Raw genomic sequence first — 20,351 nt, forward strand, 5'->3', positions numbered from 1 at the left:
TTCTTTACCCACCCCCCCCCCGCCCCCCCCCCCGCCGCCGGGCCGCGGGCCCCCCGCCGTGTTCCGGCACGTATATGCGCTCGATAGGGCATCGATAGCGCCCTCTTCAAGGATGGGCGACACCTGACCACGCGAAGGGAACAGCGATGAGCGAACAGCAGAACGAGACCCAGCGGGACACCGTCTACCGCGTCGTCCTCAACGACGAGGAGCAGTACTCGATCTGGTGGGCCGACCGCGACCTGCCCGCCGGCTGGCACGCCGAGGGCACCGAAGGCACCCGCGAGGAATGCCTCTCCAAGATCACCGAGCTGTGGACGGACCTGCGCCCCGCGAGCCTGCGCCGCCGGATGTCCGCGGGCTCCGCGGCCTGACCACCCGGACGTTCGAGCCACCCGGGCCCCCGGGCCCCGGGAAGCGGCCGACGCCCCACCCGATCCCGATGAAGGAGAGAACGTGAACGACCGTACGCAGTCGGGATCCGCCCCCGGCCGTCCGCTGCTGCCCGGCCTGTTCAGGGCCCAGGCCGCCCGCACCCCCGAAGCCCCTGCCGTGCTGGCCGCCGACGCGGTCGTCTGGACGTACGCCGGCCTGGAGCGCCGCGCCGTCCGCTACGCCGCCGCCCTGCGCGCCGGCGGGGTGGCCCCCGGCGACTTCGTCGGCGTCTGCCTGCCGCGCGGCCCGGAGCTGATCGCCGCGCTGCTCGGCGTCTGGTTCGCGGGCGGCGCCTACGTCCCGCTCGACCCCGCCTACCCAGAGGCCCGGCTCGCCCTCGTCCTGGAGGACGCCGGCGCGGCCGTCGTCCTCGCGGGCCACGGCACCGCCGCGCGGCTGCCCGCCGGCCTCACCGTCCTGGACATCGCCGACGCCCCGGACTCCGTGCCCACCGCCGAGGCAGCCGCCTTCCCGCTCGCCCCCGACGCGGCCCGGCCCGCGTACATCCTGCACACCTCGGGTTCCACCGGCCGCCCCAAGGGCGTCCTCGTCCCGCACGGCGGCATCGCCAACCGGGTCCGCTGGCTGGCCCACCGTCACAAGCTGGGTCCCGCCGACCGGTTCCTGCTCAAGACCACCGTCGGCTTCGACGCCGCCGGCCTGGAGCTCTTCTCGCCGCTGATCAGCGGGGGAGCGGTGGCCGTGGCGCCCGAGGACGCCGAACGCGACCCGGCCGCGCTGCTGCGCGCCGTCGGCGACCACCGGGTCACCGTCCTGCAGGGCGTCCCGTCCGTGTACCGGCGGCTGGCCGAACAGGCCGGCTGGGAGCGCGCCACCGCCCTGCGCCTGATCTTCAGCGCGGGCGAGCCGCTGCACGCCGAACTCTGCCGCGCGCTGGCCGAACTGGCCCCGCGCGCCGAGATCTGGAACACCTACGGACCCACCGAAGCCTCCGTCGACATCACCGAGCACCGCTGGGACCCGGCCCAGCAGACCGGCGCCGTCCCCATCGGCCGGCCCATCGCGAACATGCGGGCCCTCGTCCTCGACCCGGCGGGCCGGCCCGTCCCCGTCGGCGTCCCCGGCGAACTCCACGCGGGCGGCATCGGCCTCGCCCTCGGCTACCAGGGCCGGCCCGACCAGACCGCCGAGCGCTTCGTGCCCGACCCGTACGGTCCGCCCGGCGAGCGGCTCTACCGCACCGGCGACCGGGTCCGCTGGCAGGCCGACGGCACCCTGGAGTACCTCGGCCGCCTCGACCACCAGGTCAAGGTCAACGGCGTCCGCATCGAGACCGGCGAGGTCGAGGCCGCCCTGGCCGCCCACCCCTGGGTGCGCGCCGCCGTCGCCGCCGCCGTGCCCGACGGCTCCGGCGGACACCGCCTCGTCGCCTGGGTCCAGTCCCGCGGCGAGCGGCTGCGCCCCGAGGAACTGCGCACCTTCCTGCGCCGCTCCCTGCCCGACCCGCTGATCCCGTCCCTGTACGTGCCCGTCGCCGACTTCCCGCTCACCGCCAACGGCAAGATCGACCGCTCCGCCCTGCCCGAGCCCGCCTCCGCGGCCGCCGAGGCGCGGGCCCCGCACGTCCCCGTGCGCACCGCCGCCGAGCGGGTCGTCGCCGAGCAGTGGGCCGCCCTCCTGGGCATCCCCGCCGCCCGGATCGGCGCCACCAACGACTTCTTCCAGCTCGGCGGGGCCTCCCTGCTGCTGAGCCAGCTCGCCCAGGCCCTGTCCGGCGCCTGCGGCACCGCGGTCCCGCTGCGCGCGCTGTTCACCGCCACCACCGTGGAGGCCCAGGCCGCGCTGCTCGCCGGCGCCCCCGCGCTCACCGGGACCTCCGCCCCCGCCGCCGACCGGGCCGCCGACGAGACCGTACGGCCCGTGCCGCGCGCCGACGCCGGGCTGCCGCTCTCGCCCGGCCAGCAGGGCCTGTGGCTGATGGACCGGATGCGCCCCGGCAGCGCCGAGTGGAACGCGCCCGTCTTCCTCACCCTGCCCCACCACTACACCGACGAGACCGTCGCGGCGGCCCTGACCGCGCTCGCCGAGCGGCACGAGATCCTGCGCACCCGCTACGTCTTGCGCGCCGCCGAGCCCGTCCAGATCGCCGACCCCGCACCGCGCGTGGAGCTGCGCAGCACCCGTACGGAGACCGCCGCGGCCCGCCACGCCCTGATCGAGGACGAGTTCGGCCGCCCCTTCGACCTGGAGAACGGACCGGTCTGGCGCGCCCTCACCGTCCGGGGCACGGGCTCCCTCCACCTGGTCCTGTCCATCCACCACATCGCCTGCGACGGCTGGTCCTCGGTCGTCCTCGAACGCGATGTCCTGGCCCTCGCCGAGGCCGCCCACCACGGCACCCGCGCCGAACTCCCCGCCCTGCCGGTCCAGTACGCCGACCACGCCGTCCACCAGCGCCGCCGCCTGGCCGGAGCGGCCGCGGCCGGGGAGCTGGCCCACTGGAAGCGGGCCCTGGAGGGGATCCTCCCCGTCGACCTGCCCGCCGACCGGCCCCGTCCGGCCGTCCGCGACGGCATCGGCGCCGCCCACGTCTTCACCGTCCCCGCCCCCCTCGCCGAGCGGGCCGCCGCCTACGGGCGCGGTCACGGCGCGACCCTCCAGCAGACCCTGCTGACCGTGTTCGGGACGCTCGTCGCCCGGCTCACCGGCCAGTGGGACGTGCCGGTCGGCGTGCCCGTCGCCGGGCGGGAGCGGCCGGAGGCCGCCGACGTCGTCGGCTTCTTCCTCAACACGCTGGTGATGCGCTGCGACGCCCCGGCCGACGCCACCTTCGAGGAGGCGCTGATCCGGGTCCGCGACACCGCGCGCAGCGCCTTCGCCCACCAGGACCTGCCCTTCGACCGGCTCGTCGCCGAGCTCGACGACGCCCGCGACCCCGGCCGGACCCCGCTCTACCAGGTCATGTTCGACCTGCACGAGGAGGGCCGGACCGGCACGGCCACCGCCGAGGACGACATCGAGGCCTTCCGCGGTGCCTGGCGCAGCGCCCGCACCGACCTCACCTTCGTGCTCCAGCGGCAGGGCGACGGCTCCCTGCTCGGCCTCGTCGAGTACGCCACCTCCCTGTTCGACCCGGCCACCGTCGAACGGTTCGCGGCCGGCTGGGTGCGGCTGCTGGAGTCCCTGGTCGACGACCCGCGGGTGCGGCTGGACCGGGCCGCCCTGCTCCCCGCCGCCCTGCGCGAGGAGATCCTCGCCCTCGGCCCCGGTGCCCCGGAGCCGGGCGCGGACCGGGCGGCCGACGACTGCGTGCACACCGTGGTCTCAGCCGTCGCCCGCGCCACCCCCGAGGAGACCGCCGTCGTCTGCGGCGGCGAGAGCTGGACCTACGGCCGCCTCGAACGGCGCGCCGAGGCCTTCGCCCGGCGGCTGCGCGAGCTCGGCGCCGGTCCCGGGACCACCGTCGCCGTCATGCTCGGCCGCACCCCCGACCTCGTCGCCGCCTACCTCGGCGTGTGGAAGACCGGCGCCGCGTACGTACCGCTCGACGCGGCCGCGCCCGTCGAACGCCTCGGCTACGTCCTGGACGACGCCGGAGCCCGCCTCCTCGTCTCCGACCTGGCCGGCGCCGCCCGGCTCCGCGGCCAGCACGACGGCCCCTGGCTGGCGGCCGACACCGACGAACGCCTCGCGGCCTTCGACTCCGCCGGTTTCGAGGGGACCGCACCGGGTACTGCCCGGGCCGACGTGACGCCGCCGCGCGGGGCGGCACCCGGGGCCGGTCACCCCGCCGACGGGCCCGTGGCTTCTCCGGCGCCCGGCGCGGCCTTCGCCGCCGCCCTTGCCGCGTGCAGCGACCCTGCGCTGGCCGCCGACGGGATCGACTCGTGGTCCCGTACCGCACGCCCGGCCGAGGGCCCCGCACAGCTGGCGTACGTCATGTACACCTCGGGGTCCACCGGGCGGCCCAAGGGCGTCGCCGTCGAGCACCGGACGCTGCTCGCCATGCTCCGTGCCTCGCGGGCCCACCTCGACTTCGGGCAGGGCCCCGACGACGCCTGGCTGGCCCTCGCGCAGCCCACCTTCGACATCTCCTGCACCGAGCTGCTGATGCCGCTCACCGCCGGGGGCCGGGTGGTCCTGGCCCAGGAGCGGGACCTCGCCGACCACGCCGCGCAGCTGCGCCTCATCGAGGAGCACGGCGTCAGCCACCTCCAGGTCGCGCCGCCCCACTGGCAGATGCTCATCGACGCGGGCCTCGGCCGGCGCCCCCTCGTCGGCCAGACCGGCGGCGAGCCCTGCCCGCCCGCCCTGGCCCGGGAGCTGTCCCGCCGCCTGCTGCGGTTCGTCAACGAGTACGGCCTCACCGAGACCACCATCGCCGCCACCCGCTGGGACGCCGACGACACCGCCACCTCCGTCCCCGTCGGCCGCGCCTACCCCCACGTCACCGCCCGGGTCCTCGACGCGTACCTCGAACCCGTCCCGTACGGCACCACCGGCGAACTGTGCGTCGGCGGCGCCGGTCTGGCCCGCGGCTACCACGGCCGCCCCGACCTGACCGCCGCCGCCTTCGTCCCCGACCCGTACGGCGCCCCCGGCGCCCGCCTCTACCGCACCGGCGACCGCGCCCGGATGCTGCCCGACGGCACCCTGGAGTTCGCCGGCCGCGCCGACGGCCAGGCCAAGATCCGCGGCCGCCGCGTGGAGACCGGAGAGGTGCAGGGCGTCCTCGCCGAGCACCCCGGGGTCGCCCAGTGCGCGGTCGTCGTCCACGGCACCGGCTCCACGGCCGCGCTCATCGGCTACTGGGTCCCGCGCGGCGACACCCCGCCCGGCGACGGGGAACTCCTCGACCACTGCGCCCGCCGCCTGCCGGACTACATGGTCCCCGCGCTGCTGGTGCCGGTCCCGGCGATCCCGCTCACCCGCCACAACAAGGTCGACGTCAAGGCCCTGCCCGCCCCCGACCTGGCCGCCGCCCTCTCCGACGAGCCGTACACCGCGCCCGAGGGCCCGGTCGAGGAGATCGTCGCCGAGATCTGGGCCGAGGTCCTCGCCGGGGAGGACGGCACCACCCGCCGGATCGGCGCCCGCCAGGGCTTCTTCCGGACCGGCGGCAACTCCGTCCTCGCCGCCCGCGTCATCGCCCGCCTCCTGGAGGAGTTCGACGTCGAGCTGCCGCTGCGCGCCGTCTTCGAACACCCGACCGTCGCAGGTCTCGCCGCCGCCGTCGAAGAGGCCGTGCGCGCCGAGATCGAGACCCTCGACCACTCCGAACTCGCCATCGCCCACAGGGAGTACCAGCCGTGACCGCACCCACCGCACCCACGCAGGAAGAGCTGCGGGCGGAACTGCTGCGCAGACGGCTCGCCGGACGCGCGGGCCGCACCGCGGGCCGCGGCCCGGCCCGCACCGGGATCCCGCGCGCCGACCGGCGGGCGCCGCTGGCGCTCTCCGCCGGCCAGCGCCAGCTGTGGTTCCTCCACCAGCTCGACCCGGACAGCCCCGAGTACCTGCTGCCCCTCGCGCACCGGCTGCGCGGCACCCTCGACGAGAGCGCCCTGCGCCGTTCCTTCGACGCGCTGGCCGCCCGCCACGAGATCCTGCGCACCCGCTACGTCCTCGACGGCGGCGAGCCCCGCCAGGTCATCGACCCGGCCGGCCCGGTCGACTACGCCGTCAGCGAGGTCACCGGCGTCGAGGAGGCCGGCCGCGACGCCGCCGCGGCCGCCTTCGCCCGGGCCCGCGCCACCGAGGTGTTCGACCTGGCCACCGAGGCCCCGCTGCGGGTCCGCCTGCTGCGCCTGGCCGCCGACGACCACGTCCTGGTCGTCGTCATGCACCACATCGCCTGCGACGCCCTGACCCGCCCGCTGATCCTCGCCGACCTCGCCGCCTGCTACCGCGCCGCGGGAGCGGTCACCGGCCCGCTGGACGGCGTACTGCCCGAACCGCCCGTCCAGTACGCCGACTACGCGGCCTGGATGAACGCCCGCCAGAGCGGTCCCGCCGCCGAGGCCGCCCTCGACTGGTGGCGCGGTCAGCTCGCCGGCACCGAACCCCTCGGCCTGCCCACCGACCGGCCGCGCCCCTCCGTCCGGGGCTGGGACGGCGCCGTCGCCGCGTTCGACGTGCCCGCCGCCGTCGCCGCCCGGCTGCGCGCCCTCGCCGAACAGGAGGGCGCCACCCTCTTCATGGTCCTGCTCAGCGCCTACCAGGCCCTGCTGGGCCGCTACACCGGCAAGCAGGACGTCGCCGTCGGCACCGCCGTCTCCGGCCGCACCCGCCCCGAGCTCCAGCGGATGGCCGGCTACGCCTACAACAGCCTCGTGCTGCGCGGCCGCTGGCAGGGCGACCCGGCCTTCCGGGAACTCCTCGCCGCGGGCCGCACCACCGTCCTGGACGCCTTCGACCACCAGGACACCCCCTTCGACAAGATCGCCGACGAGCTGGAGCCCGAGCGGGACCTGTCCACCACCCCGCTCTTCCAGGTGATGTTCGACCTGGCCTCCGGCCACGGCTCCGACAGCCCCGACCTGCCCGGACTCACCGTCAGCCCGGTCGCCGCCAGCGGCCGCATCGCCCGCTTCGACCTCACCATGCACCTCGCCGAGCGCGCCGACGGCTCCCTGCACGGCGCCCTGGAGTACGCCACCGACCTCTTCGAGGACAGCACCGCCGAGCGGATCACCGGCCACTACGCGGCCCTGCTCGCGGCCGTCGCCGAGCGGCCCGGCGCCCCCCTGTCCACCCTCGACTTCATCGGGGCCGCCGAGCGCGCCCTGCTGCTCGACGGCCCCGCCGAACCGGTCGGCGCCCCCGTGGACGCGGCCGCGCTGCGGCCCGTCTTCGAGACCATCGCCGAGCAGATCGCCGCCACCCCGGGCGCGGTCGCCGTCCGGCACGCGTCCGGCGACCTCACGTACGCCGAACTCGACGCCCGCGCCGACCGGTTCGCCCACCGCCTCGTCCAGCTGGGCGTACGCCCCGACGAGACGGTCGGCGTCCTCCTGGACCGCGGCCCCGACCTCGTCGCCGCCCTCCTCGGCATCTGGCGCGCCGCGGCCGCCTACGTACCGATCGACCCGGGCTACCCGGACGAGCGCATCGCCTTCATGCTCGGCGACACCGCCACCCGCCTCGTGATCACCCAGTCCCGGCACGCCGACCGCTTCGACGGCGCCGTCCTCGTCGTGACCGACGACCCGGCCGAGCGGACCGCCCTGGCCACCGCCGAGGCCGAACTGCCCACCTCCCACGACCTCGACCAGCTCGCCTACGTCATCTACACCTCCGGCTCCACCGGCCGCCCCAAGGGCGTCCTCATCGGCCACCGCGGCCTGGCCAACTACCTCACCTGGACGGCCGGCGCCTACGCCACCGCCGGGACCGGCGGCGCCCCGCTGTTCTCCTCCGTCGCCTTCGACCTCGGCGTCCCCGACCTCTACGCCCCCCTGATGACCGGTCAGCCCGTCCACCTGCTCCCGCAGGACTTCGACACCGCCGACCTCGGCACACTGCTGGCCGACGGGGGACCGTACGCCTTCATCAAGCTCACCCCCGGCCACCTCGACCTGCTCGCGCAGCAGCTCACCGACGAGCAGATCCGGGGCCTCGCCGGCCTGGTCATCGCCGCCGGGGACTCCTTCACCCACCGCCTCGCCGAGCGCTGGGCCGCCGCCGCGGGCCCCGGGGGCACCCGGCTCGCCGCCGAGTACGGGCCCACCGAGATCACCGTCGGCAACTCCGCCCACTTCCTGCCCGCCGACGGCGCCGCCCACGGCCCGGTCACCACCGAGCTCGTCTCCATCGGCCGCGCCATCCCCAACACCACCATGTACGTCCTCGACGAGGCCCTGCGCCCGCTGCCCCTGGGCGTCCCCGGCGAGGTGTGGATCGGCGGCGTCAGCCTGGCCCGCGGCTACGCCGGACGCCCCGACCTGACCGCCGAGCGCTTCCTGCCCGACCCGTACGGCGTCCCCGGCGCCCGGATCTACCGCACCGGCGACCTCGCCCGGGTGCTGCCCGACGGCAGCCTCGACTTCGTCGCCCGCATCGACCACCAGGTCAAACTCCGCGGCTACCGCATCGAACTCGGCGAGATCGAGACCGCCCTCACCGCGCTGCCCGCCGTCGCCGAGGCCGTCGCCCTGGTCCGCGAGGACAGCCCCGGCGACAAGCAGCTCGTCGCCTACGCGGTCCCCGCGCCCGGCGCCGCCGACGACGCCCTCGCCCCCGCCGCCCTGCGCGACGCGCTCGGCGAGGCCCTGCCCGCCTACATGATCCCCTCCGCCTACCTGCGGCTCGACGCCCTCCCGCTGACCGCCAACGGCAAGCTGGACCGGCGCGCCCTGCCCGCCCCCGGCCGCGAGGCCACCACCGTCGGCGAGCACGTCGAGGCGCGCGACGCCGCCGAGGCCTCCATCGCCGCGGTCTGGGCCGAGGTGCTCGGCCTGGAGACGGTCGGCGTCCACGACAACTACTTCGACCTCGGCGGGGACTCCATCCGCGCCGTCTCCCTCGTCGGCGCCCTGCGCGAGGCCGGCTGGGAGACCAGCGTCCGCGACGTCTTCGAGCACCGTACGGTCGCCAAGCTGCGCGCCGCCCTCGGCGACCAGGCCGGAGACGGCTCCGCCGAGCGGGCCGACGGCCCCGTCGAGCCCTTCGCCCTGATCTCCGAGGAGGACAGGACCAGGCTCCCGCAGGGCGTCACCGACGCCTACCCGGTCTCCCGGATCCAGGCGGGCATGCTCGTCGAGATGCACGGCCGCAGCGGCGAGAACCGCTACCACAACATCACCTCCTTCCGGATCCGCGACGAACTCCCCTTCGACCCCGAGGTGTTCCAGCGGGCGGCCGACCTGATCGTCGAACGCCACGAGGTGATGCGCACCTCCTTCGCCCTCTCCGGCTACAGCGAGCCCCTCCAGCTCGTCCACGGCACCGCCGCGGTATCGATGCCCTGCCTCTTCGAGGACCTGCGCCACCTGCCGCGCGAGCACCGCGAATCCACCCTGTGGTCCTTCGCGGACCGCGACCGCGAAGAGCTCTTCGACCTCACCGCCGCCCCGCTCATGCGGATGGCCGTCCACCTCGTCGACGACGAGAGCTGGTGGCTGTCGATCACCGAGTGCCACCCCGTCATCGAGGGCTGGAGCTACCACTCCCAGCTGATGGAGATGCTCCGCGCCTACCGCGCGATGCGCACCGGCGGCGAACCCGACCCGGCCCCGCCCGTCCCGGCCGTGCGCTACGCCGACTTCATCGCCGGCGAGCTGCGCTCCCTGGAATCCGCCGAGGACCGCGACTACTGGCGCGAACTCGTCGACGGCCACGAGAAGTTCACGATCCCGACGGGCTGGGCGGGCGACCCGGACGGCCCCGACGAGCGCTACCGCATGGACATCGGGCTCGACGGCCTGGAGCCCGGCCTGCGCGCCCTCGCCTCCGCCGCCGAGGTCCCGTACAAGAGCGTGCTGCACGCCGCGCACAGCAAGGTCCTCTCGATGCTGACCCGCGCCGGGTCCTTCCGCGGCGGCATGGTCGCCGACGCCCGCCCCGAGGAGGCGGGGGCCGAGCGGGTCTCCGGCATGTACCTCAACTCCGTGCCCTTCCCGTACCGCAAGGGCGCCGCGACCTGGGGCGAACTCGCCCGGGAGGTCTTCGCCCGCGAGGTCGAGCTGTGGCCGCACCGCCGCTACCCGATGCCCGCCATGCGCGTGAGCGGCGGCGAGAGCCACCTGATCGACGTGCTCTTCCACTACCTGGACTTCCACCAGGTCGACGTGGAGCTCATCGACATCATGGCCAGCCGCGACGACAGCCCCAACGAGTTCCCGCTCGTCGTCGGCACCCCGGTGCGCGGCCACCTCTCGATCGCCTCCCGCACCCGGACCCTCGCCAAGGCCGACGCCGAGCGGCTCGCCGCCCTCTACAAGGCGGTGCTCGCCGACATGGCCCGCACCGGCGCCGACGGCGACGCCCGCACCGGCTTCCCCACCCCCCGGGAGCACTACCGCCTCGCCGCGCCCGCCCTCCCGCACCCCGAGACCCCCGTCGACGCCCTCGCCGGCTTCGAGGCGCAGGCCGCGCGGACCCCGTGGGCCACCGCCCTGACCGGCGCGGGCGCCCCGGCCGCGGGCACCTCGTACGCGGAACTCGACGCGCGGGCCAACAGGATCGCCCGGCGCCTGCGCGCCCTCGGCGCCGGTCCCGAGACCCGGGTCGCCGTCCTGCTGGACCGGGGTCCGGAGCTGGTCGCCGCCCTGCTCGGCGTGTGGAAGGCCGGCGCGGCGCAGCTGCCCGTCGACCCCCGCACCCCGGCCGCCCGGCTGTCCGCGCTCGGCTTCGACCTGGCGCTCACGCAGGGCGCGTACGCCGACCGGTTCGCCGGGGCGGCGGCCGCCGGACGGGTCCTGCTGGCCGAGGAGGTCTCCCACGAGGGCGACGGCTCCGCGCTCGGCCTGGCCCTGGACCCCGACCGGCTCGCCTACGTCCTGCACACCTCCGGCTCCACCGGCACCCCCAAGGGCGTCGAGATCAGCCATCGCGCGCTCGCCCACTACCTCGACTGGGCCGTACGGGCCTACGCGGAGACCGGCTCCGGCGGCGCCCCCTGGTTCACCTCGGCCGGCTTCGACCTGGGCCTGCCCGCCCTGTACGCCCCGCTGATGACCGGGCAGCCGGTGCGCCTGCTGCCGCAGGACTGGCAGCCGGAGCAGTTCGGGCCGCTGCTGATGGCCGGGGCCCCGTACTCCTTCATCGGACTCACCCCCGGTCACCTCCAGCTCCTGGAGGCGCAGCTCAGCGACTCCGAGCTCGGCGGCCTCGCCGGGATCGCCGTCTGCGCCGGTGACGCCTACCCGAGGGCGCAGGCCGAGCGGGTCGGCGCCCGCATCGCCGCCGCCGGCGGGCGGATGCTGCTCGGCGCCGAGTACGGGCCCACCGAGGCCACGGTCGCCGCCACCTTCGGGCACGTCCGCCCGAACACCAAGCGCACCCTCGTCCCGCTCGGCTCGAACCTGCCCGGCGTGCTGCTGCGGATCCTCGACGACCGGCTCCGGCCGGTGCCCGACGGGATCACCGGCGAGCTCTGGCTCGGCGGCGAGGGACTGGCGCGCGGCTACGCCGGGGCGCCCGCCCTGACCGCCGAATCGTTCCTGCCCGACCCGTACGGCCTGCCCGGCAGCCGGATCTACCGCACCGGCGACCTCGCCCGCATGCTGCCCGGCGGAGTCCTGGAGTTCACCGGCCGCGCCGACGAGCAGGTCAAGGTACGCGGCCACCGGGTCGAACCCGGCGAGGCCGAGGCCGCCCTGACCGCCGACCCGGCCGTCCGCGAAGCCCTCGTCGTCCCCGTGGACGCGGCCGACGGCGGCAAGCGGCTCGCCGCCTGGGTGGTCCCCGCCGACGGCCACACCGTCGAGATCCCCGCCCTGCGCGACCGGCTCCGTACGGTCCTGCCCGCCGCCGCCATCCCCGCCGCCGTCACCGTCGTGGCCCGGCTCCCGCTGACCGCGAACGGCAAGCGCGACAAGGCCGCCCTGGCCTCCCGCGAGGCCACCGCGACCCCCCTCCCGTACACCGCCCCGCGCACCGACCTGGAGAAGGTGCTCGCCGAGGTCTGGTCCGAGGTCCTCGGCCTCGAACAGGTCGGCGTCCACGACGACTTCCGCGACCTCGGCGGCGACTCGCTGCTCGTCGCCCCGCTCCTCGTCGCCGCCCGCGCGCACGGGCTCACCCTCGACCTCGCCACCGCGCTGCGCAACCACACCGTCGCGCAGACCGCCGCCGCACTCGAAGACGGCGCAGACCACCCCGAGAAGGGCTGATCCGATGGACCCGCTGCACACGAACGACCGCCGTGGCCGGCGCCCGGCGCGCCACCTCATCTCCATCGACGACCTCACCGACCGGGACCTGCACCGCATCGTCTCCCGCGGCGCCGCGTTCTCGGCGGGCACCGTCACCCGCTCCCGCGCCCTGGACGGCCTCGTCGCCGGCATCTACTTCGCCAAGACCTCCACCCGCACCCGCACCGCCTTCTCCTCCGGGGCGCTGCGCGTGGGGGCCCGCATCGTGGCCTACGGGCCCGGCGACCTCCAGCTGAACACCGGCGAGTCCGTCGAGGACACCGGGCGCGTGCTGTCGGGGATGCTCGACGTCCTCGTCGCCCGCACCGCCGGCCCCGAGGCCGAACTGCGCGGCTGGGCCGCCCAGGACCGGATGGCCGTCGTCAACGCGATGAGCGCCGAGGAACACCCCACCCAGGCCCTCACCGACCTCACCACCCTGCTGCGCCACTTCGGCCGCGTCGAGGGGCTGCGCGTCCTGTACGTCGGCGAGGGCAACAACACCGCGGCCGCGCTGGCCCTGGCCCTGACCCGGTTCCCGTCCGTCCACTTCGAGCTGCGCACGCCGCCCGGCTACGGGCTGCTCCCCTCGATCACGGCCCGGGCCCGGGCCCGGGCCGAGCGCACCGGGGCCGTCTTCGTCGAGCGCCACGACATGGACGTGCTGCCCGAGGACTTCGACGTCGTCTACACCACCCGCTGGCAGACCACGGGCACCGCGAAGCCGGACGCGAACTGGCGCGAGATCTTCGCCCCCTTCCAGGTCACCTCCGCCCTGTGGGAGACCAGCCCGGGCGCCGTGTTCATGCACGACCTGCCCGCCCACCGGGGCGAGGAGGTCACCGCCGAGGTGCTGGACGGGCCGGTGAGCATCGCCTTCGCCCAGGCCACCAACAAGATGCACAGCGCCATGGCCGTGCTGGAGTACACCCACTCCGCCCCGGCGGCGGACGCCGGGGGCTCCGCCGCGGACATCGACGCCGCGCAGCTCGCGCCGGCCGTACGGTGACCCCCCCGCCGAAGACGGTGACGGACCCGGCGGTCCTCCCGTGGGAGATCGCCGCCTCCGCCCCCGAGCAGGACGGCCCGCAGCCCGCCACCCGCCCCGTCGGGGCCCGGCCGGGTCCCGACGCCCAGGATGGTCCCGAGGTCGTGGCCCCGGTGGACGGCGACACCCCGGCGGCAGCCGTTCCGCTGCGCCGCAACCGGGACTTCAGCCTCCTGTGGGGCGGAGCCGGACTGTCGCTCCTCGCCGGCCGGGCCACCGCCGTCGCCTACCCCCTCACCGTCCTGTGGATCACCGGATCGCCCGGCGACGCCGGCCTGGTCGGCACCGCCCTCCTCCTGCCGCAGCTCCTCGTCCAGCTCCCCGGCGGCGCCCTCGTGGACCGCTGGGACCGGCGCCGGATCATGCTCGGCGCCGGCCTCGGCCAGGCGCTCGTCGCCGGAGCCGTCGCCGCCCTGCTGCTCAGCGGCCACGTCTGGCTCTGGGCACTGCTCGCCGCCGCCTTCGTGGAGGGCACCCTCGGCGTCCTGCACCAGCTCGCCGAGCGGGCCGCGGTCCCCGCCGTGGTCCCCACCGAGCAGCTGCCCGCCGCCCTCACCGGGAACGAGGCCAGGACCCGCGGCGCCGCCATCGCCGGGCAGCCGCTCGGCAGCGGCCTCGTCGCCCTGGGCACGTCCCTCCCGTACGTGGCCGCGCTCGTCGGCCAGCTCGCCTCGGTCGCCCTGCTCTTCGGGGTCCGCGGCAAACTCCAGGCCGAACGCACCGGGCCCCGCCCAGATCTGGTGCAGGACGTCAAGGAGGGACTGCTCTGGATGTGGCGCCAGCACTTCCTGCGCGCCGTCATGGCCGCCGTGGCCGTCTCCAACGTGCTGTTCCAGGGCCTCAACCTCGCCGTCATGACCGGCATCCAGGAGAACCACGGCTCGCAGTTCCAGATCGGCGTGGTCCTCTCGCTCAGCGGGGCCGGCGGACTCGTCGGCGCCATCAGCGGAGGCTGGTGGGCCACCCGCTTCTCCCTGCGGACCCTGGTCCTCGGCGGGCTGGCCGTCTGGACCGCCCTCATGGTGCCCGTCGCGTTCCTGCGCGATCCCTACGCGCTGGGCGCGCTGTTCGCCGCGAGCGGCTACGTCGGCGGCGTGTTCAACGTCGCGGGCGGGGTGTTCATGGTCCGCGTCGCCCCCGACCGGATGCGGGGGAGGGCCAACTCCCTGGCCATGCTGGTCGGTTCGGGCGCCATGGCGGCCGGTCCGGTGGCCGCCGGATTCGCCCTGGAGGCCTTCGGCCCGACCCGTACGGTGCTCGGCCTCAGCGCCGCCATGGGCCTCACCGCGCTCGCCGCGCTGCTCTCGCCCGCCCTGCGCCGCGACCCCCTCGCGAAGGGCTCGCGGGAGCTCTCGTAACCATCCCCGGGCCCCGCCTCTGACCTGCGCGAACAGCGATATAGGGCAGGTATGGCGGGGCCCGGGAGAGTAAAGCCATCGCACCACCCGATGATCCGTCCGCATCCGAGACAGAGCCAGAAGGAGCACGACCATGCCGCTCAACTCCATGGACCGCAGGAGCGTCCTGCGGACCGCCCTGGGCGCCGCCGGCGCCGCGGCCGCGGTCACCGTACTCGGCGCCGGCCCGGCCGCCGCCCACGGCCGCCGCCCGCAGCTGCCCAAGGTCGACGGCCTGGTCGGCGACCGCTGGGCGAACGAGTTCTGGTACGCGTACGACGAGATGTCGTACTACACGCCGAACGACGAGATGAAGGCCGCGGTCGGTGCGATCACCGCCCCCTTCGGCGGCTTCACCAAGTCGTACGACGCCTGGGCCGCCACCCGCCAGGGCGGCCGCTACCCGCGCAGCTGGATGGAGCTGATCCAGCCCAACCGCAAGCACTTCGAGGTCCTCTCGCGCAACCAGAAGGCCGTCTACGACAAGTTCTACGGCCACGACCCCAAGGGCCTGGTCTTCGCCTTCCAGGAGTTCGGCCAGGGCACCCTGTTCGACCCGCGCCGCCCGGCCGGCAACAAGGTCCACATGATGAACTTCACGCCGCCGGACGCGACCCACGCCTACCACCGCTGGCACCCGTTCCTGCAGTCCTTCCAGCTGCTCGGCATCGACCGGTCGTTCTGGGCGCAGGTCAACCGGCTCGTCGGCGCGGCCTGGGAGCTGCAGTCCCTCGCCAAGCCGGTGACCGACGCCAACGACAACAAGCACCTGCCCAAGCACGTGGTCAACCACGTCACCGCCAAGTGGCTGGTCCGCTCCACCGACCGCCTCAACAAGGCGTTCGACGTCTGGCCGTACCCCGTCGACCTGGGCAAGTAAGCCCGTCAGGCGCTGGACCACCCGTTCCACACGACTCAGGAGGATTGGCACACCATGCGACACACGACCGGATCGTCACCCCGAATCGGCGTCTGGATGGTCGGCGCGCGAGGCTCGGTCGCCACGGCCGCCATCGCCGGCGCCGCCGCCATCGTCGCGGGTGCCGCCTCCCCCGTCGGGTGCGTCACCGAAACGCCCCCGTTCCGTGACGCACCTCTCCCGGCCCTCGCCGACCTCGTGTTCGGCGGCCACGACGTCGTCGACACCCCCCTGTCGGTGAGGGCCGGACAACTCGCCGAGGCGGGCGTGCTGCCCCACGCCGTTCTGAAGGCGCTGGACACCCCGCTCGCGGCCGCAGAGCTGGAGATCCGCGACGGATCCGCCCGCCCCGGCGAGACCCAGTCCGAAACCGCCGCCCGGCTCGCCGAGGACATGGCCTCCTTCCGCGACCGGCACGGCCTGGAACAGGTCGTCGTCGTCAACGTCTCCTCCACGGAGCCGCTGCCCGAGCCCGACCCCGCCTTCCTCGGCCTGGCCGCCCTGGAAGCCGCCCTCGCCGCGGGCTCCCTCACCCTGCCCGCGAGCTCCCTCTACGCCTACGCCGCCTTCACCGCGGGCTGCGCGTACGTCAACTTCACCCCCTCCGCCGGGGCGGCCCTGCCCGCCCTGGAGGAACTGGCCCGGCTGCGCGCCGTCCCGCACGCCGGCCGCGACGGCAAGACCGGCGAGACCCTCGTCAAGAGCGCCCTCGCCCCCATGTTCACCCAGCGCGCCCTGCGCCTGCGGTCCTGGTCCGGCACCAACCTGCTCGGCGGCGGCGACGGGGCGACCCTCGCCGACCCGGCGGCGGCCCGCTCCAAGACCGAGTCGAAGCAGCGCAGCCTGGAGGAGACCGTCGGCCACGCCGTCCAGGGCCAGGTGCACATCGACAACGTCCCCGAGATGGGGGAGTGGAAGACCGCCTGGGACCACATCTCCTTCGAGGGCTTCCTCGGCGTCCGCATGACCATGCAGTTCACCTGGCAGGGCTGCGACTCCGCGCTGGCCGCCCCGCTGGTCCTGGACCTCGTACGGCTGGCCGCGCTGGCCGTGCGGCGCGGCGAGTCCGGGGCGCTGGCCGCCCTCGGGTTCTTCTTCAAGGACCCGGCGGGCTCCACCGAGCACAACCTGACCCTCCAGTACGAGACCCTCACCGCCTGGGCCACCGCGTCCGCCGCCGCTCCCCGCGGGAATCCGCTGACGGGGGCCCGGCCGTGAACCCCGCACCGGACCCGGGCCCCGCCCTGGACTTGGGCCCCGCTCTGGACGCGGGCCCCGCCGCGGACGCCGTCGGCCCCGGGCGGTCCGCCCGCCCGGTCGCGGCGGAGCCCGCCGACGCGCGGCCCCTGCGGCTGCCGCCCTTCCCGGGCCGGGTCTTCCGGGTCCGGCGCACCCTGCGCGCCTACGCCGAACTCGTCCGGGCGCCCGCCGCGATCACCGTCCCCGGCGACGTCCTGGCCGGCGCCCTCGCCACCGGACGCGGCACCGGGCCGCGCACCCTCGGCCTCGCCGCCTCCTCCGTCTGCCTCTACTGGGCGGGCATGGCCCTCAACGACTGGGCCGACCGCGAACTCGACGCCGTGGAACGCCCCGAACGCCCGCTGCCCTCCGGCCGGATCCGCCCCGGGGCGGCCCTGGCCACCGCCGCCGGACTGACCGCCGCGGGCCTCGCCGTCGCCGCCCTGGCCGGCGGCCCCCGTACCGCCCTGCGCCGCACCCTGCCCCTGGCCGGCGCGGTGTGGGCCTACGACCTCGGCGCCAAGTCCACCCCGTTCGGCCCCGCCGTGATGGCCGCCGCCCGGGCCCTGGACGTCCTCCACGGCACCGGGCCCGCCCCGGCCCGCCCCGCCCTCCTGCCGGCCGCGGCCGTCGCCGCGCACACCCTGGGCCTGACCCGGCTCAGCCGCCACGAGGTCGACGGCGCCCCGCCCCGCGAGGCGGCGCTGACCCTCGCCGCCGCCACCGTCGCGGCCGCCGCCACCGCCGGACGGCGGACCGGCCCCGCCCAGACGGCCGCGCTCGCCCTCTACGCCACGAGCTACGCCCCCGCCCTCACCCGGGTGCTGCGCACCCCCGACGCCCCCCGCGTGCGGCGGGCCGTCGGAGCCGGCATCCACGCCCTGCTGCCCCTCCAGGCCGCCCTCGCCGCCCGGGCCGGCGCGCCCGGCGCCGCCGCGGCGCTGGCCGCCGCCCTGCCGCTGGTACGCCGCCTCTCCCGGAAGGTGTCCTCCACATGAGCTCCCCGACCGGCCTGCGGTTCTCCTACGGCACCAACGGCCTCGCCGACCACCGCCTGGGCGACGCGCTGCGCCTCCTCGCCGACCTCGGCTACAAGGGCGTTGCCCTGACCCTCGACCACCAGCACCTGGACCCGTACGCCCCCGGTCTCGCCGCCCGCGTCGAGGAGGTCCGCCGCGCCCTGGACGCCACCGGCCTCGCCGTCGTCGTGGAGACCGGCGCCCGCTACCTCCTCGACCCCCGCCGCAAGCACCGCCCGACCCTGCTCTCCGCCGAGCCCGAAGGCCGCGAACGGCGCCTGGACCTGCTGCGCCGCGCCATCGGCATCGGCGCCGGACTGGGCGCCGGAGCCGTCCACTTCTGGAGCGGCACCCCCGACGCCGGCACCACCCGCGAACAGGCCTGGCAGCGGCTGGTCGACGGCTGCGCCGAGACCGTCGGGCACGCCGAGGCCGCCGGGATCGACCTCGCCTTCGAACCCGAGCCGGGCATGCTCGTCGCCGACCTCGCCGGATACCGCAGGCTGCTGGCCGACCTGGGCCGCCCCGACCGCTTCCGCCTCACCCTGGACCTCGGCCACTGCCGCTGCCTGGAGCCCTACCCCGTCGCCGACTGCGTGGCACTGGCCGCCGACCGCCTCGCCCACGTCCAGATCGAGGACATGCGCCGGGGCACCCACGAGCACCTGCCCTTCGGGGACGGGGAGATCGACTTCCCGCCCGTCCTCGGCGCCCTCGCCGACGCCGGCTACCGCGGGCTCGTCTCCGTCGAACTCCCGCGCCACAGCCACGCCGGGGCCGAGACCGCCCGCCACAGCATCGCGTTCCTGCGCGAGGCGGCCGCCCGCCAGGCGTCCCGCCCGCCCCGCCCGCAGCAAGAGCCGAAGAAGGAGGCCGTACCGGCATGACCGCTCCCACCCTCGCCCGGCCCGCCCCGGTGGCGCCCGCCACCGCCCCCGACCTCGCCGTGCACGACGCGCTGACCCTGCGCACCCTCGAGGAGTCCCTGCGCTCCGTCCTCGACCAGGAGCACCGGGCCCGGCTCACCGCCGACACCGCCGCCGTGGCCGCCGACGGCCCCGCCGCCCTGGACCGCCGCTTCCCGGCCGCCGGACGTGACTACGGCCGCGGCCCCCTGCCCGGCTGGGCCGACTGGGCCGTCGAGGACGCCGTCCGCACCTTCCTGCTGCTCGCCCTGACCCGCTACGGAACCACCGGCGCGGCCCTCGCCCGGGAAGCCGGCGAGCGCTACTCCCACGGCGACGCCGCCGAACGCCGCGGCGTCCTGCGCGCCCTGCCGTTCCTGCCGCTCGGCGCCCGCGCCGTCCACCTCACCGACGACGCGGTACGCACCAACGACAACCGACTCATCGCGGCCGCCCTGGGCCCCTACGCCCGCGCCCACCTCGACCAGTACCGCTGGCGCCAGGCCGTCCTGAAGTGCCTGTTCACCGGCATCCCGCTGGCCAGGGTCGCCGGACTGCACGAGCGCCGCGACGCCGAACTCGCGCGGATGGCCCACGGGTTCGCCGCCGAGCGGCGCGCCGCCGGCCGCACCGTCCCGGCCGACCTGTGGGCCGTAGCCACCCTCGACCACTGACACCACCACCCACCCCTACCGGAGCCCGACCATGCGCATCTTCGACCCGCACATCCACATGACGTCCCGCACCACGGACGACTACCGAGCGATGCACGCCGCCGGCGTCCGCGCGCTGGTCGAGCCCGCGTTCTGGCTTGGGCAGCCCCGCACCTCCCCGTCCAGCTTCACCGACTACTTCGACGCGCTGCTGGGCTGGGAGCCGTACCGCGCCGCCCAGTTCGGCATCAGCCACCACTGCACCATCGGCCTCAACCCGAAGGAGGCGAACGACCCGCGCTGCACCCCCGTCCTGGACCTGCTGCCGCTCTACCTCGCCAAGGACGGGGTCGTCGCCGTCGGCGAGATCGGCTACGACACCGTCACCGAGGCCGAGGACCACGCCTTCGCCGTCCAGCTCGCCCTCGCCGTCGAATTCGGCCTGCCGGCCCTCGTCCACACCCCGCACCGGGACAAGGCGGGCGGCACCGAACGCTCCCTGGCCGTGATCCGCGAGTCCGGCATCGACGCCGGCTTCGTCGTCCTCGACCACCTCAACGAGGTCACCGTCCGCGAGGTCCGCGACTCCGGCTGCTGGATGGGCTTCTCCATCTACCCGGACACCAAGATGACCCCGGACCGCATGGTCGCCATCCTCAAGGAACACGGCACCGAGCGGATCCTCGTCAACTCGGCCGCCGACTGGGGCCACAGCGACCCCCTCCTCACCCGCGCCACCGCCGAGGCCATGCTCGCCGCCGGCTTCGACGAGGACGACGTGGACCGCGTGCTGTGGCGCAACCCGGTCGCCTTCTACGCCCAGTCGGGCCGCCTCGGCCTCGACGGGTACACGGACGAACAGGCCGCGGGGCTGTACTCCGGGAACTCGATCGCCCGCGGCGGAAACTGATCAGGAAAGA

At 75.7% G+C, this 20,351-nt stretch carries 11 protein-coding genes; all 11 read left to right on the top strand.

From position 1 onward, the window contains the following. Nucleotides 1–146: 146 nt before the first annotated feature. On the top strand, nucleotides 147–374 hold the full coding sequence (locus tag ACFV0Q_RS16435) for an MbtH family protein (protein ID WP_385005772.1): 228 nt from the start codon (nucleotides 147–149) through the stop codon (nucleotides 372–374). An 82-nt stretch (nucleotides 375–456) separates the two neighbouring features. After that, complete coding sequence (locus ACFV0Q_RS16440; RefSeq protein WP_385005774.1) at nucleotides 457–5,709, top strand: amino acid adenylation domain-containing protein; 5,253 nt, start codon at nucleotides 457–459, stop codon at nucleotides 5,707–5,709. Continuing rightward, on the top strand, nucleotides 5,706–12,230 hold the full coding sequence (locus ACFV0Q_RS16445; protein ID WP_385005776.1) for an amino acid adenylation domain-containing protein: 6,525 nt from the start codon (nucleotides 5,706–5,708) through the stop codon (nucleotides 12,228–12,230). Before ACFV0Q_RS16440 ends, ACFV0Q_RS16445 begins: the two co-directional genes overlap by 4 nt. Nucleotides 12,231–12,234: 4 nt before the next feature. Beyond that, the gene (locus tag ACFV0Q_RS16450; RefSeq protein ID WP_385005778.1) at nucleotides 12,235–13,260 is read left to right on the top strand and encodes an ornithine carbamoyltransferase; all 1,026 of its coding nucleotides are present in this window, start codon (nucleotides 12,235–12,237) and stop codon (nucleotides 13,258–13,260) included. Beyond that, nucleotides 13,257–14,657 (top strand): MFS transporter, encoded by a 1,401-nt coding sequence (locus tag ACFV0Q_RS16455; protein ID WP_385005780.1) that lies wholly within the window; start codon nucleotides 13,257–13,259, stop codon nucleotides 14,655–14,657. Before ACFV0Q_RS16450 ends, ACFV0Q_RS16455 begins: the two co-directional genes overlap by 4 nt. Before the next feature lie 133 nt (nucleotides 14,658–14,790). Further along, on the top strand, nucleotides 14,791–15,576 hold the full coding sequence (locus tag ACFV0Q_RS16460; RefSeq protein ID WP_385005782.1) for a Tat pathway signal sequence domain protein: 786 nt from the start codon (nucleotides 14,791–14,793) through the stop codon (nucleotides 15,574–15,576). 54 nt (nucleotides 15,577–15,630) lie between these two features. Beyond that, on the top strand, nucleotides 15,631–16,833 hold the full coding sequence (locus tag ACFV0Q_RS16465) for an inositol-3-phosphate synthase (RefSeq protein WP_385005784.1): 1,203 nt from the start codon (nucleotides 15,631–15,633) through the stop codon (nucleotides 16,831–16,833). After that, nucleotides 16,830–17,852 (top strand): SCO3242 family prenyltransferase, encoded by a 1,023-nt coding sequence (locus tag ACFV0Q_RS16470; RefSeq protein WP_385005786.1) that lies wholly within the window; start codon nucleotides 16,830–16,832, stop codon nucleotides 17,850–17,852. Before ACFV0Q_RS16465 ends, ACFV0Q_RS16470 begins: the two co-directional genes overlap by 4 nt. Beyond that, a complete protein-coding gene (locus ACFV0Q_RS16475; RefSeq protein ID WP_385005788.1) occupies nucleotides 17,849–18,760 on the top strand; it encodes a sugar phosphate isomerase/epimerase family protein in 912 nt (303 codons plus the stop codon). Before ACFV0Q_RS16470 ends, ACFV0Q_RS16475 begins: the two co-directional genes overlap by 4 nt. After that, nucleotides 18,757–19,452, top strand: coding sequence for an EboA domain-containing protein (locus ACFV0Q_RS16480; protein WP_385005790.1), 696 nt, complete (start codon nucleotides 18,757–18,759; stop codon nucleotides 19,450–19,452). Before ACFV0Q_RS16475 ends, ACFV0Q_RS16480 begins: the two co-directional genes overlap by 4 nt. 31 nt (nucleotides 19,453–19,483) lie before the next feature. After that, nucleotides 19,484–20,341 carry a TatD family hydrolase gene (locus ACFV0Q_RS16485; protein ID WP_385005792.1) on the top strand — a complete coding sequence of 286 codons (858 nt, stop codon included), beginning with the start codon at nucleotides 19,484–19,486 and terminating at the stop codon, nucleotides 20,339–20,341. Nucleotides 20,342–20,351 lie beyond the last annotated feature (10 nt).

Source organism: Streptomyces sp. NPDC059564 (assembly GCF_042735575.1).
Taxonomy (GTDB): domain Bacteria; phylum Actinomycetota; class Actinomycetes; order Streptomycetales; family Streptomycetaceae; genus Streptomyces.

Bases quoted from the DNA above. Each gene is read 5' to 3' on its own strand.
- ACFV0Q_RS16435 (WP_385005772.1), top strand. From the start codon at position 147: ATGAGCGAACAGCAGAACGAGACCCAGCGGGACACCGTCTACCGCGTC.
- ACFV0Q_RS16460 (WP_385005782.1), top strand. From the start codon at position 14,791: ATGCCGCTCAACTCCATGGACCGCAGGAGCGTCCTGCGGACCGCCCTG.
- ACFV0Q_RS16480 (WP_385005790.1), top strand. From the start codon at position 18,757: ATGACCGCTCCCACCCTCGCCCGGCCCGCCCCGGTGGCGCCCGCCACC.
- ACFV0Q_RS16485 (WP_385005792.1), top strand. From the start codon at position 19,484: ATGCGCATCTTCGACCCGCACATCCACATGACGTCCCGCACCACGGAC.
- ACFV0Q_RS16475 (WP_385005788.1), top strand. From the start codon at position 17,849: ATGAGCTCCCCGACCGGCCTGCGGTTCTCCTACGGCACCAACGGCCTC.
- ACFV0Q_RS16450 (WP_385005778.1), top strand. From the start codon at position 12,235: ATGGACCCGCTGCACACGAACGACCGCCGTGGCCGGCGCCCGGCGCGC.
- ACFV0Q_RS16465 (WP_385005784.1), top strand. From the start codon at position 15,631: ATGCGACACACGACCGGATCGTCACCCCGAATCGGCGTCTGGATGGTC.